The 12685-nt window shown below is 74.4% G+C and carries 7 protein-coding genes and 1 pseudogene; 2 read left to right on the plus strand and 6 right to left on the minus strand.

Annotation, left to right across the window (positions count from 1 at the left end; genetic code table 11):
• Positions 1–4: 4 nt before the first annotated feature.
• Together ABD323_RS18030 and ABD323_RS18035 are read right to left on the minus strand one after the other, a co-directional pair.
• Complete coding sequence (locus tag ABD323_RS18030) at positions 5–331, minus strand: ESX-1 secretion-associated protein (RefSeq protein ID WP_344442685.1); 327 nt, start codon at positions 329–331, stop codon at positions 5–7.
• Between the two features lie 121 nt (positions 332–452).
• Complete coding sequence (locus ABD323_RS18035; RefSeq protein ID WP_344442686.1) at positions 453–1214, minus strand: MMPL family transporter; 762 nt, start codon at positions 1212–1214, stop codon at positions 453–455.
• A 146-nt stretch (positions 1215–1360) separates the two neighbouring features.
• On the opposite strand from ABD323_RS18035, the gene ABD323_RS18040 reads away from it, so the two are divergent.
• Positions 1361–1588, plus strand: coding sequence for a hypothetical protein (locus ABD323_RS18040; protein WP_344442688.1), 228 nt, complete (start codon positions 1361–1363; stop codon positions 1586–1588).
• On the opposite strand, the pseudogene ABD323_RS18045 reads toward ABD323_RS18040, so the two are convergent.
• The 3 genes and pseudogenes from ABD323_RS18045 to ABD323_RS18055 form a co-directional block, all read right to left on the minus strand.
• A pseudogene (locus tag ABD323_RS18045) lies at positions 1576–2697 on the minus strand (MMPL family transporter); the annotation flags it as partial. The gene ABD323_RS18040 and the pseudogene ABD323_RS18045 sit on opposite strands and share 13 nt — an antisense overlap.
• 122 nt (positions 2698–2819) lie before the next feature.
• Complete coding sequence (locus ABD323_RS18050; protein WP_344442689.1) at positions 2820–3785, minus strand: deoxyribonuclease IV; 966 nt, start codon at positions 3783–3785, stop codon at positions 2820–2822.
• Positions 3786–3910: 125 nt separating this feature from the next.
• Complete coding sequence (locus ABD323_RS18055) at positions 3911–7387, minus strand: S8 family serine peptidase (RefSeq protein ID WP_344442690.1); 3477 nt, start codon at positions 7385–7387, stop codon at positions 3911–3913.
• A gap of 405 nt (positions 7388–7792) precedes the next feature.
• Between ABD323_RS18055 and ABD323_RS18060 the strand changes: the two genes are divergently transcribed.
• A complete protein-coding gene (locus ABD323_RS18060; RefSeq protein ID WP_344442691.1) occupies positions 7793–9319 on the plus strand; it encodes a fatty acyl-CoA synthetase in 1527 nt (508 codons plus the stop codon).
• 58 nt (positions 9320–9377) lie between these two features.
• On the opposite strand, the gene ABD323_RS18065 is transcribed toward ABD323_RS18060, so the two are convergent.
• The gene (locus ABD323_RS18065; RefSeq protein ID WP_344442692.1) at positions 9378–12554 is read right to left on the minus strand and encodes a SpoIIE family protein phosphatase; all 3177 of its coding nucleotides are present in this window, start codon (positions 12552–12554) and stop codon (positions 9378–9380) included.
• Positions 12555–12685: the final 131 nt, after the last annotated feature.

Here is a 12685-nt window from a genome sequence, read left to right on the forward strand (position 1 = left end):
CCCCTCAGACCGCTCGGCCGACGGACTTGGCGCCCGCCTCCACCGACTGGTCGGTGGAGGCGTAGGAGGCCGCGGTGGCCTTCAGCCGGGTGTCGTTGGCCGCGAGCACCTGGGAGAGCTGCCCGAGCGCCTTGCTGGTGCTGGTGAAGAGCTTGACGTACTGCGCCATCGCCCCGTCGCAGGCGCCGAGCAGCCCGAAGGCCTCCCCGATCTCCGCCGCGCTGCCCGTGAAGGTCGCCGTCTGCTTGGTCAGACCCTGCGACTCCGTACCGAACTTGCCACCCAGGCTGGTCAACGCCGCCGGGTGAACTTGGAACTGTCCGTCCGCCATGTGCTTTTCCCCGTTCGATGCCACTCGTCCAGCTGATCTCCGTCAGCTGATCCGCAGCATCATGCCAGACCGCCCCGAGCGGACCGACAGGGCGGGGCAAGGGAGTTCGGGGCGGCCTCGCTCAGCGCGGCCGGGCGTCCGCCGGTGCCTGGTCCGGGTGGTGGCGGCGGGAGAGGGCGCTGGGCCACCAGAGGTGGCGGCCCAGGTCCATGGTCAGCGCGGTCACCAGGACCGAGCGGACCACCAGGGTGTCCAGCAGCACGCCCAGGGCCACCGCGAAGCCGATCTCCGCGAAGCCGACCAGGGGCAGGGTGCCCAGGACCGCGAAGGTGCTGGCCAGGATCAGGCCGGCCGAGGTGATCACCCCGCCGGTGGCGGCCAGGCCGGCCACCGCGCCGGCCCGGGTGCCCAGGTGGTCGGCCTCCTCGCGGACCCGGGTCATCAGGAAGATGTTGTAGTCGATCCCCAGCGCGACCAGGAAGACGAAGACGAACAGCGGGAACGCCTGGTCCTGGCCCTCGAAGTGGAAGAAGTGCTCGAAGGCGAAGGCGCTGATGCCCAGCGCCGCGGCGTAGGAGAGCACCACGGTGGCGATCAGCACCAGCGGACCGATCACGGCCCGCAGGAGCGCGCCCAGGATCACCAGCACCACGACCAACACCAGCGGGATGATCACCCGGTTGTCGTGCGCGGCGGCCCGGCCGATGTCGAGCAGCACGGCGGCGTTGCCGCCCACCTTGGCGTCGGCGCCCGGCACGGCGTGCACGGCGGTGCGCAGTTGGTCGACGGTGTCCTTGGCGGCCTGGCTGTCGGGCGGCGAGGTGAGGGTGGCCTGGAAGTAGGCCTGACCGTCCTTGACGACCGGCACGGTGGTGCCCGCCACCCCGGCGGGGGGGGGGGGGGCGGGGCGGGCGGGCCGCGACCGAGCCGGCGACCGACTTCGCCGCCGCCCCCGCCGCCGAGGCCCCCGCCGCGGCGCGCACCGCCGGCGCCGGCCCCGCCGCGCTGATCACCGACAGCGGCGCGCCGGTGCCGGCGGGGAAGTGGTCGGCGAGCACCTGCTGGCCGACCACCGAGTCCGGGGTGCTGGTGAAGGTGCCGGCGGTGCTCAGACCGGTCGCGTTGAGCGAGGTCAGGCCCAGCGTGCAGACGACCAGCACCAGGCCGGTGACGATCCACACCTTGCGCGCGCGCCGGCTGATCCAGACCCCCACGTGCGCCCAGCGGCCGGTGCGGGTGGGCTCGGTGGTGCCGTAGTCGGGCCTGACCGGCCAGAAGACCCAGCGCCCCACGATCACCAGCAGCGCGGGCAGCAGGGTCAGCATGGCGAGCAGCGCCACCAGCACGCCGATCGCGCAGACCGGGCCCAGGCCCCGGGTGGAGTTCATCTCGGCGACCAGCAGGCAGAGCATCGAGGCGATCACGGTGGCGGAGCTGGCCAGGATCGCCGGCCCGGCCCGGTGCAGGGCGTACGCCATCGCCTCGTGGCGGTCCTGGTGACGGCGCAGCTCCTCGCGGTAACGGGCGGTCAGCAGCAGGGCGTAGTCGGTGCCGGCGCCCAGCACCAGCACGATCAGGATGCCCGCGCTCTGCGCGTTGACGGTCAGGCCCGCGTGCGCGGCCAGCAGGTAGATCAGCGCCTCGGCGCAGATCAGCGCGACGCCCGCGCAGAGCAGCGGCAGCAGCCAGAGCACCGGGCTGCGGTAGGTGAGCAGCAGCAGGACGATGACCACGGCGACGGTGGCGAACAGCAGCGTGCCGTCGATGCCCTCGAAGGCCTTGGCCTGGTCGGCGCCGACGCCGGCCGGTCCGGTGACGTAGACGGTCATGCCCAGGCTGTGCGAGCTCGCGGTCGCCTGCAGGCTGTCCACGGCGGGCTTGAGGTTGTTCCAGCCGCCGGAGCCGATGCCGATCGGGACCACGGTCTGCATCGCCTGCCCGTCGGGGGAGAGCTGCGGGCCCACGATCGGCGGCACCACGTGCGGCGCGCTCGCGAAGGCGAGGGCGTCCTGGGTGGCCTTGGCCCGGTCGGCCGGGGTGATCCCGCTGGTGCGCTGGTAGACCACGACGGCCTGGGCGGTCTCCACGGGCTGGAAGGTGCGCTGCTCGTTGAGGACCACCGTCGACTCGGCCTTGCCGGGCAGCCAGCTGGAGGCCTGGTTGTCCTCGGCGCCCATCAGCTTGCCCGCCAGCGGGCCCGCCACGACCAGCAGCAGGACCCACAGGCCCAGCACCACCCACTTGCCGCGGCGCCCGCAGGGCAGCGCGGCCAAGGCGGCCAGGCGCCCGGTGGGCGGCGGGCCGCTGCGCGCACCGCCGGTCGGCGGGTGGCTCGGGGGTGGGGTGGGGGTTCCGGACGCAGTCATCGCGCGCCCCTCTCACGGGGACCTGTCTCGGCACTCCTGTCCAGCGTGCCACCGGGGCCGCGCGCCGTCCTGCGGGGGAGCGGCGGCCACCGCGCGGCCTACGCCGTCACCGACGCCACCGGCTACGCCGTCACCGGCACCGCGGACCGCGCGGCCTCGGCCCGCAGGGCCTTCAGCAGCCGCACGTCGGGGGCGTGGCCGAAGCCGGGCGCGGCGCTGCGGTCGGGGGTCTCCAGGATCAGCGGCACACCGGCGGTCGCCGGGTGCGCCAGCAGCTCGCGGAAGGCGTCGGCGCCGATGTGCCCGTCCCCGATGTTGGCGTGCCGGTCCTTGCGGGCGCCGACCACGTCCTTGGAGTCGTTGGCGTGGATCAGCCGCAGCCGCCCGGGGCCGATCGCGGCCTCCAGCGCGGCCAGGGCGCGGCCCATCCCGCCGGGCGCGGCCAGGTCGTGGCCGGCCGCGAAGGCGTGGCAGGTGTCCAGGCAGACGCCGACCCGGGGGTGGTGGTCCAGCGCCTGGGCGTACTCGGCCAGTTCCTCCATCCGCGAGCAGAGCGAGCGGCCCTGGCCGGCGGTGGGCTCCAGCAGGAGCCAGGGCGCCTCGTCGCCGAGCCGGTCCAGCTCGTCCAGCAGCGGGCGCAGGTCGCTGCGGACCTGGCCCAGCGCCTCGGCCCGGCGCGAGCCGCCGCCGGGCGCGGTGCCGACCGCGGAGCCGGTGTGCACCACCACGCCCAGCGCGCCGATCGCCGCCCCGCGCAGCAGCGAGTGGCGCAGCGAGTGGGTGGAGCGCTCGCGGGTGGCGGGGTTGTCGGAGCCGAAGTTGATCAGGTACGGGGCGTGCACATAGGCCGGCAGCCCGCGCTCGGCGCAGACCTCGCGGAACGCCGCGTCGGCGGCCGGGTCCCCGGCCGGGGTGGCCCAGCCGCGCGGGTTGGCGACGAAGACCTGCACGGCCTCGCCGCCGATCTCGTCGTTGTAGGCGATCCCGGTGCCGACCAGGCCGCGGCCGGCCACCGGGACGTGCGCCCCGATCGGGTTGCGCGGGGGCGTTGCGGCGGGGGCGGCGGTCGGGCGGTCGGTGCTGGTCACCCCCCGAGGGTGCCACAGGCCCCGCCGCGCCCCGGACGCGGCCGAGGCTGCCTCCTGGAGACGGCCGAGGCCGCCCCCCGCAAGGACGGGGGACGGCCTCGGCCGCGTGCGCGGGCGGTCAGGTGTCAGCTGACGGTGTAGCTGTACGGGATCGCCGCCAGGACGGACCCGGAGATCGGCAGCTGGCTGTTCGCGGTGAGCGTGCCGCCCGGCCCGGAGACCAGGAACAGCGTGCCGTGCACGACGGTGCCCTTGGCGCCCTGCGGCGTCACGGTCACCTGCAGGCTGCCGGTGGCGCCGGGCTGGACGGTCACCGGGGTGACGGCCGGGGCCGAGGCGTTGTAGGCGAGCGCGAACGGGTCACCGGTGCTGGAGGTCAGCGCCGGGTCGAACGCCAGGGTGTGCGCCGAGGCGCTCAGCTGCGAGGAGCCGGCCGGCGCGCCCGAGGTCGGGAACGGGCCGATCTGCTGGACGTAGGTGCTCCAGAAGCCCGAGGCGACCGGCTGCGCGGCGCTGGCGTCGTCCTTGACCACCGAGATGGTCGAGCCGTCCTGGGCCTTCTTCAGGTCGCCGAAGATGTCGGGCGAGCCGGTCGGGCCGTTGAGCTCGAACTGCGCCGGGGTGGTGGAGGCCGCCACACCGGTCAGCCTGTCGGTGCCCGGGGGCACCAGGAAGCCGGGCACCACGGAGCTGGTGCTCAGCGGGAGGGTGACGGTGGCGGAGGTGCCCAGCGGCACCAGCGGCAGGTCGACCCGGTTGCCGAGCCGCGCGTCGGTCTGCACCTGCTGCACGGCGGTGGTGTTGTTGGTGTAGTGCACCGTCAGCGCCACCGGCTTGCCGGCGGGCAGCCTGGTGGCGGCGCTGTTCGGCAGACCGGGCGCGGCGGCCTGGTCCTGGTTCAGGCCGACGGTGCCGGTGAACGCCTGGTCGAGCTCGGCGCCGCTGACCGGGTTGAGGACCACCAGCACGAAGCGCCAGCGGCCCGCGACCGGGTTGACGGTGGTGGCCGAGACGCCCGCGGTGGTGGCGGTGATCGCCCCCGAGCCGTCCAGGATCGCGTTGCTCTCGGAGTCCACCGGAGTGCCGTTGGGGCTGACCAGCACGCCCTGCAGGAGCAGGTTCGGGTCCTGCGCGAGGGTCAGGCCGGCCCGCAGGTCCTTGGTGCCGGCCGGGACGTCGAAGGCCCAGGCGTTGGACTGCGCGGGCGAGAAGGAGCGGGCGTTGCCACCGGTGATGGTGCCGGTGAAGGTGCCGCTGCCGCCGCTCACGTCGACCAGGCTGCGCAGCACGACCGGCACGCTGGTGGTGCGGCCGTTGGAGCTGGAGACCACGACCGACTCGCTGGCGTCGCCGCCGGTGGCCGGGGTGGTGAGCTGGACGTGCAGGGTCTTGGTCTGACCCGGCGCCAGGGTGGTGGCCTGCGGGCCGACCGCGCCGGCCGGGACGGCCTTCTGGGTGGCGGTGTCGAGCAGCACCGGGCCGGTGAAGCCCTTGCTGCCGGCCGGGGTGTAGAGGACCGCGGTCCACTCACCGGCGACCGGGGCCGGGACGTCGACGAAGCCGAAGTTCGGCGAGACCGCGCCGCCCTGCGGGCGGGTGTTGGTCTCGAAGCGGCCCGAGGGGTCGAGCAGGGTCATCCGGACCACCGGGGTGACGGTGTTGCTGCCCGAGGCCTGCGGTGCGCCCTGCCAGGCGATCGAGGCGGCGAGGCGGTCGGCGCCGGCGGGCACGGTGAACTTCACCTGGTGCGAGACCCAGGGCGCGCCGTTGGTGGCGTAGGGGAACTGCGGGTCGGTGCCGGAGTTGATCTGGACCGTCTGCTGCGCGTCACCCAAGGGCACGAAGGTGCGGGTGGTGGCGCTGACCGTCTGGGCGTTGCTGCCCGTGTTGACGACGGTCACGTCCGCGGTGTGGGTCGAGCCGGCCTGGCCGGTGATGTCGATCTGACCGGTGGTCACCGCGACGGTGTTGCCGCCCTGCGCGCCGGTGGGGCTCTGGTAGCCGCGGGCGGCCTCGGCCGCGCCGCGCACGTTGAGCAGACCCGCGCCCTGCTCCTGGGCCGGCAGACCCAGGTCCTGGGCGGTGCCGGTGAGGAACTTCTTGACCAGCGCCGGGGTGGGCGAGGCGCCGTTGTGGCCGTCGCGGTAGGCCTGGATCACCACGGCCGCCGCGCCCGCGGTCAGCGGGGCGGACTGGCTGGTGCCGCCGAACGGCTGGATGCCGCTGCCCTGGCCGTTGAAGTTGCTGCACTCCTGGTAGATCGAGGTGTCCGGGCCGCAGAGCGCCCAGTCCGCCTCACCGGGGGCGACCAGGTCGACGGTCCGCCCGGCCTGCGTGACACCGCCCGAGGAGAGCGCCGAGATCCGGTTGTCCGCCCAGGTCCCGTTGGAGAACTGGAAGGCCGCGTAGCCGCTCTGGGCGTACGACTGGTTGTCCGTCGAGGCCCCGGTCGAGATCACGTTGGGGTCGGTGGAGGGGGTGCCGATGGTGCCGTTGATGCCCGCGTCGCCGCTGGAGACCGTCACCGTGACGCCGGCCTTGGCGGCCTGGTCGTTGAAGAGCGAGATGGTGTCGTGCGCGCTGCTGTCCGGGGTGACGTTGCTGCCGAAGGACTCGTTGAGCACGTCGACGTGCGCGACCGAGACCGCGTAGTCGATGGACTGCAGGATCGCCGAGTTCGGGAAGAGGTTGCCACCGGCCTTGAGGGCCACCAGCGAGGCGCCGGGGGCGATGCCCTCGATGCGGATGGTGCAGCCGGCGGGCAGCGGGTGGCTCGGGTTGACGAACTGCGACAGGTCGTAGCTGGTGCGGCCCTGGGCGATCATCGCCGAGGCGTCACCGAAGGCCTCCGCCGCACCGCTCGGGGCGAAGTAGCCGTCGCCCGAGAAGTCCTGGTAGTCGACGACCGCGTGCGAGCCGTCGGCCCGGATGAAGTCCGGGTTGTTCGGGTCCAGGCCGTCCGCGATGAAGGCGACCTTGACGCCGGTGCCGTCGGCGATCTCGTGGGCGCCCGGGTGGCCGGGGGTGCTCTCGACCTGGGTCGAGAAGAGCGCCTCGGGCTCCAGCAGCGGCTTGGCCGGGTCGCTGGGGCAGACCGCGTTCGGGTCCTGGGTGGCGGCCGCGGCGCCGGCGGCCGGGGCGGCCGAGGGCTTGGCGGCGCCGGCCGGGGCCTTGCCGGCGGCGGGGGTGGCGGCAGCCGGTGCGGTGACCTTGACGCTCTGGTCGGCGACCACCGAGGCGACCGCGGGGTCGGCCGCCAGCGCGGCGCGCAGCGCGGGGCTGACGGTGGCCGAGAAGGCGTTGCCGACCACGAAGCTCTTGACGTCGGTACCGCCGTTCGCCTTCACCTTGGCGAGCAGCGGCGCCTGCGCGGAGGCGGCCTGCTTCTTGCGGGCGTCCAGGTGACCGGAGTCGGCCGGGGCGCTGGGGAGCTGGTCCTTGAGGATCACGATCACCGGGGCCGGCGCGCCGCTGTCCGAGGCCGCGAGGGCGCTCGGGGCGGAGGCGAACGGGGTGCCACTGGCGCTGGTCCCGAAGGCCAGGACCAGGGAGGCGGCGGTGAGCGTGACGGCTGCGAGCTGCGGTTTACGCCAGCCGATCATGAACATCCCTTCGTCTGATAAGACGTCAGGGGACGTGGCCAGAGCGCGCGTACCGGGGTCGGACGCACGCGTGCCTCTGGAACGCCCGTCCCGACAAGCTCACGCATTCCAGCGTATTGGCGCCCTGGGGACAAGAGGTCGGCGACCATGGACGTGGACATGGAGCGGAGTTGATTGTCCGATAGACGGACAATTGCAGATCGGATGGGTGCTGACGACGCGACGCGCCGCGTGATAGTTATGAAGATCGCAATGTCAGCTGATGGACAATCAGGTCATGGGCAGGTAAAGGGGGATGGGACGATCCCGGCCGTATGCCCGCACGGGGCCCGGCAGCGGAGCATCCGCCCGAATCGCCCGCCGGCCGCCGCGTCGCGCGGGCGGCGGCGGGATATACCCACCGACATGACCCTCCATCACAGCAGCACCATCCCCGACGCGTTGACCCGCGCCGCCGCCCGCGCGCCCGAGCGCGTCGCGCTGCACTTCGCGGACCGCAGCTGGACCTACCGCGCGCTCGACGAGGCCGTCACCCGCGCCGCCGGGCGGCTGCTCGCGGCGGGCCTGCGCCCCGGCGAGCGGGTGGCCGCGCTCGGCCGCAACTCCGACGGCTACCTGCTGCTCTTCCTGGCCTGCGCCCGGGCCGGCCTGGTGCACGTACCCGTCAACCACCACGCCACCGCCGCCGAGCTGCACTACTTCGTCGAGCAGTCGCAGAGCGCCGCGCTGCTGCACGACGCCGAGTACGCCGAGCGGGTGGCCGCGCTGGCGCCGACCCCCGCGCTGCGCCACCGGGCCACCCTGGAGGAGCTGCGGGAGGCCTGCGCGACCGGTCCGCTGCCCGAGGTGACGGTGCCGGTGCGCGACGAGGACCTGGTCCAGCTGCTCTACACCTCGGGCACCACCGGCGCCCCCAAGGGCGCGATGATGACCCACCGCGCCCTGCTCCACCAGTACCTGTCCTGCATCGTCGCGCTGGACCTGCGCGAGCAGGACCGCCCGCTGCACGCGCTGCCGCTCTACCACTCGGGTCAGCTGCACGTCTTCCTGCTGCCCTACCTGCTGCTCGGCGCGGTCAACCACCTGGTGGTGGCGCCGGAGCCGACCGACCTGCTGGGCCGGCTCGGCCGCGAGGCGATCACCAGCTTCTTCGCCCCGCCCACCGTGTGGACCGCCCTGGAGGCGCACCCGGACTTCCGGGCCACCGACCTGGGCGCGCTGCGCAAGGCCTACTACGGCGCCTCGATCATGCCCGCCCCGGTGCTGGCCCGCCTGCGTGAGGCGCTGCCCGCCACCGGCTTCTACAACTGCTTCGGCCAGTCCGAGGCCGGCCCGCTGACCTGCGTGCTGCGCCCCGAGGAGCACGCGGAGCGCCCCGACTCGGCCGGCCGCCCGGTGCTCTTCGTGGAGGCCAGGGTGGTGGACGAGGCGGGCGCCGAGGTGGCGCCCGGCGAGGTCGGCGAGATCCTCTACCGCTCGCCGCAGCTGTGCACCGGCTACTGGGACAAGCCGCAGGAGAGCGCGGAGGCCTTCGACGGCTCCTGGTTCCACTCCGGCGACCTGGTGCGGCGCGACGCCGACGGGTACGTCTTCGTGGTCGACCGGCTCAAGGACGTGATCAACACCGGCGGCGTGCTGGTCGCCTCGCGCGAGGTCGAGGACGTGCTGTACGGGCATCCGGCGGTGCGTGAGGCCGCCGTGATCGGTCTGCCGCACCCGCGCTGGATCGAGGCGGTCACCGCCGTGGTGGTGGCCCACCGTCCGGTGACCGCCGAGGAGTTGATCGCCTACGCGGGGGAGCGGCTGCCGGCCTTCAAGGCCCCCAAGGAGGTGCACTTCGCCGACGAGCTGCCGAAGAACGCGGCCGGCAAGCTGCTCAAGCGCGAACTGCGCGAGCGCCTGACCGGCTCGGCGGCGCGCTGGCAGAACTGAGCGCGCCGGCCGCCGCGCGGCGGGTGTCCGGGGTCGGGCGGGCGGCGCGGGCGGGCGCTCAGCCCGGGCTGCCCAGCGGCAGCTCCAGCTCGAACCAGACCACCTTGCCGGTGCGGGTGCTGCGGCTGCCCCAGCGGTGCGCCAGCTCGTTGACCAGGTGCATCCCGCGCCCGCCCTCGTCGTCCTCCAGGGCGCGGCGCATCCGCGGGGCGTGGCTGTCGACGTCGGCGACCTCCACCGTCAGCGCCTGGTTGCGGAAGAGCCGCAGCTGGGTCGGCGCGCCGGCGTGCACCATGGCGTTGGTGATCAGCTCGCTGGTCAGCAGCTCGGTCTGGTCGACCAGTGCGGACAGGTCCCAGTCGGCCAGCACGCGCCGGGCGAAGCGCCGGGCGTGACCGACCAGCGCGCGGTCCCCGTAGAGCGGGAGGGTGGCGATCTTGTCCGGCCCGATCGGCCGGGCCCTGGCCATGATCAGCGCGATGTCGTCCTCCCGGTCGCCGGTGACCAGCTTGGCCAGCGCCGCGTCGCAGGTGCGCTCCAGGGTGCCGGGCGCGTCGGCCACCGTGCGGCGCAGCAGCTCCAGACCGGCGTCCAGGTCGCGGTCGCGGCGCTCGATCAGGCCGTCCGTGCAGAGCACCACCAGACCGTTCTCCGGCAGCGCGAACTCCACGCTCTCGAACGGCACCCCGCCCACCCCCAGCGGGGCCCCGGCGGGCAGGTCCAGCACCCGCAGCGCGCCGCCCGGGTCGGTCACCAGCGGCGGCAGGTGGCCGGCCGAGGCGGCGGTGCAGGTCCGGTCGACCGGGTCGAGCACCACGCAGACGCAGGTGGCGGCCTGGCCCTCGCTGACCGTCTCGGCGGCCTCGTCCAGCCGCCGCAGGACCCGCGAGGGGTCCATGTCCAGGGTGATCAGCGTCCTTGCCACGGTACGCAGTTGGCCCATGGTGGCGGCCGCCCGCAGCCCGTGCCCGGTGACGTCGCCGACCACCAGGGCGACCCGGCCGCAGGAGAGCGGGACCACGTCGAACCAGTCGCCGCCGACCTCGCTGAGCTGGCTGGCCGGCAGGTAGCGGTAGGCGATCTCCAGGCCCGGCGGGCGGTGGATCTCCTGCGGCAGCAGGCTGCGCTGCAGGGTCAGCGCGGTGTCCCGCTCGCGCCGGTAGAGCCGGGCGTTGTCCATGCAGACCGCGGCCCGGGCGGCCAGCTCCTCGGCCAGCGCCACGTCCGCGGGCCCGAACGGCTCGGGGTTGCGCGAGTACGGGTTGTTCAGCCGCATGAACTCCGCCCCGCCCAGCACCCGCCCGCGTGCCACCAGCGGGACCATCAGGTACGAGTGCAGGCCGGAGTCCAGCGAGGGCTGGATCCGGTCGGGCGAGGCGACGATCCGCGCCAGGCTCTCCTCGGTCACCTGCGCCACCAGGATCGACCGGCCGCTGCGCAGGCTCTGCGCGTACAGCTGCGCGGACTGCGAGGTCTCGCCCACCTGGTCGGCCGCCCCGGTCAGCGTTCCGCCCGGGCCTATCTCGCCGACCGCCACCGCCCGCATGGTGGCCGAGCCGGAGGGCGGCACCATCGGCATCTCGTCGCCGGCCAGCACGGTGTCCAGCAGGTCCACCGTGACGAAGTCGGCGAACCGCGGCAGCACCACCTCGACCAGCTCCTCGGCGGTGCGCGCCAGGTCCAGCGTGGTGCCGATCCGCGAACTCGCCTCGTTCAGCAGGGCCAGGCGCTGGGTGGCACTGTGCGCCTCCTCCAGCGCCACGCTGCGGGCCTGCGCGGCCTCCCGCTCCAGGGTGTAGAGCCGGGCGTTGTCGATGGCCACCGCCGCCCGCGAGGCCAGCTCGTCACCGAGCGTGATGTCCTCCTCGGCGAAGGACTCGCGCTCGCCGCGCCGCGAGTAGACCACCATGCCGAGCACCGCGCCGCGGGCGGTCAGCGGCGTGATCCGCACCGAGCGCGAGCGCCCGCCCTGGTAGGCCCGCAGCGGATCGCCGGTCAGGCTGCCGCCCGGCGGGCCCGGCAGCGGGCCGGTGGTCAGGGGCGGCAGGTCCCAGGAGGGCACCACCACGGTGCGCCCGGTCGCCATCGCCCGCGCGTACGGCGAGTCGGGCGGCAGGTCGTAGACGGCGTCGGTCGGCAGGTACTCCACCGGGTAGGCCGGGTCGTGCGAGACGATCGCCAGCCGGCGCACCTGCTCGCCGCTGCCCTCGCTCTCCCCGCTGACCAGCCGCTCCAGCGCGAAGACGCCGCTGACGTCGGCCACCCGCGGCACCATCGCGTCGGCCAGCTCCCGGGCGGTGCGCCGCAGGTCCAGCGTGGTGCCGATGGAGGCGGTGGCGTCCACCAGCAGGGCGAGCCGTTCGCGGGCCCGCAGGGCCTGGGTCTCGGCCTGGAAGCGGCCGGTCACGTCGACGATCGTGGAGCTGACGCCCAGCACCCGGCCCATCGGCTCCTCCAGCCGGAAGTACGAGGCCGACCAGGCGTGGTCGTGGGTGGGGTCGCCGGGGGTGCGGCCGTGCGAGCGCGCGTCGATCACCGGCTCGCCGGTGGCCAGCACGTGCCGCATCACCCGCTCGACCTCCTCGCCGTTGATCCCCGGCAGCAGCTCGGTCACCCGCCGCCCCAGGTGCTCGGCCACCGAGAACCCGTTGACCCGGGCCAGCGCGTCGTTCAGCCGCACGAAGCGCAGCTCGTTGTCGTAGACCGCCATGCCCACCGGGGACTGGGTGAAGAAGCCGTCCAGCACGGCGAGGTCGGCCTGGATCCGGCGCAGCGCGGTGACGTCGGAGGCGACCGCCAGGACCAGCGGCCGGCCGTCGGGGCCGGTCACCGGGTGGGTGCGGAACTCGAGGTTCACGTGGTGGCCCTCGCGGTGCAGCACCGGGAAGACCCCCGACCAGGGGTTGCCGTTGAGGATCTGCTCGAAGAGGCCCAGCACCTCGGCGCGGTGCTCGTCGCTGGCCAGCAGCTGGGCGGCGGGGGCGCCGACGGCCTGCTCGGCGGGGTAGCCGAGCAGCAGCTCGGCGTCGCTGCTCCAGTGCAGGATCCGCCCGCTCTGCTCGATCAGCGCGGTCGCGATCGGGACCATCAGCAGGCTGTCGCCCGTCTCGGCGCGGACCGCCTCCAGCGGGGAGGGGGCCGGACCCGGCGTCGGCGTGGCGTGGGCGCGCGAGGCCGTCGCGCCCGCCGCTTCGCGACTGGCGTCCGCACTGCCCTGCTGCTCAGCTGCGCCCATGGCCGACAACCCGGTAGGAGGAGGTCACCCCGCCTGGTCATTTTCCCACGTCCGCTCCGCGCCGCGCGGGCCACGCCCGGCGGGCGCCGCTCGGGGGGGGGGGGGGGGGGGGGGGGGGGGGGGCGGGGGGG

It is taken from the genome of Kitasatospora nipponensis (assembly GCF_039528135.1).
Taxonomy (GTDB): Bacteria; Actinomycetota; Actinomycetes; order Streptomycetales; family Streptomycetaceae; genus Kitasatospora; species Kitasatospora nipponensis.

Bases quoted from the DNA above. Each gene is read 5' to 3' on its own strand.
- ABD323_RS18065 (WP_344442692.1), bottom strand. From the start codon at position 12,554: ATGGGCGCAGCTGAGCAGCAGGGCAGTGCGGACGCCAGTCGCGAAGCG.
- ABD323_RS18030 (WP_344442685.1), bottom strand. From the start codon at position 331: ATGGCGGACGGACAGTTCCAAGTTCACCCGGCGGCGTTGACCAGCCTG.
- ABD323_RS18060 (WP_344442691.1), top strand. From the start codon at position 7,793: ATGACCCTCCATCACAGCAGCACCATCCCCGACGCGTTGACCCGCGCC.
- ABD323_RS18055 (WP_344442690.1), bottom strand. From the start codon at position 7,387: ATGATCGGCTGGCGTAAACCGCAGCTCGCAGCCGTCACGCTCACCGCC.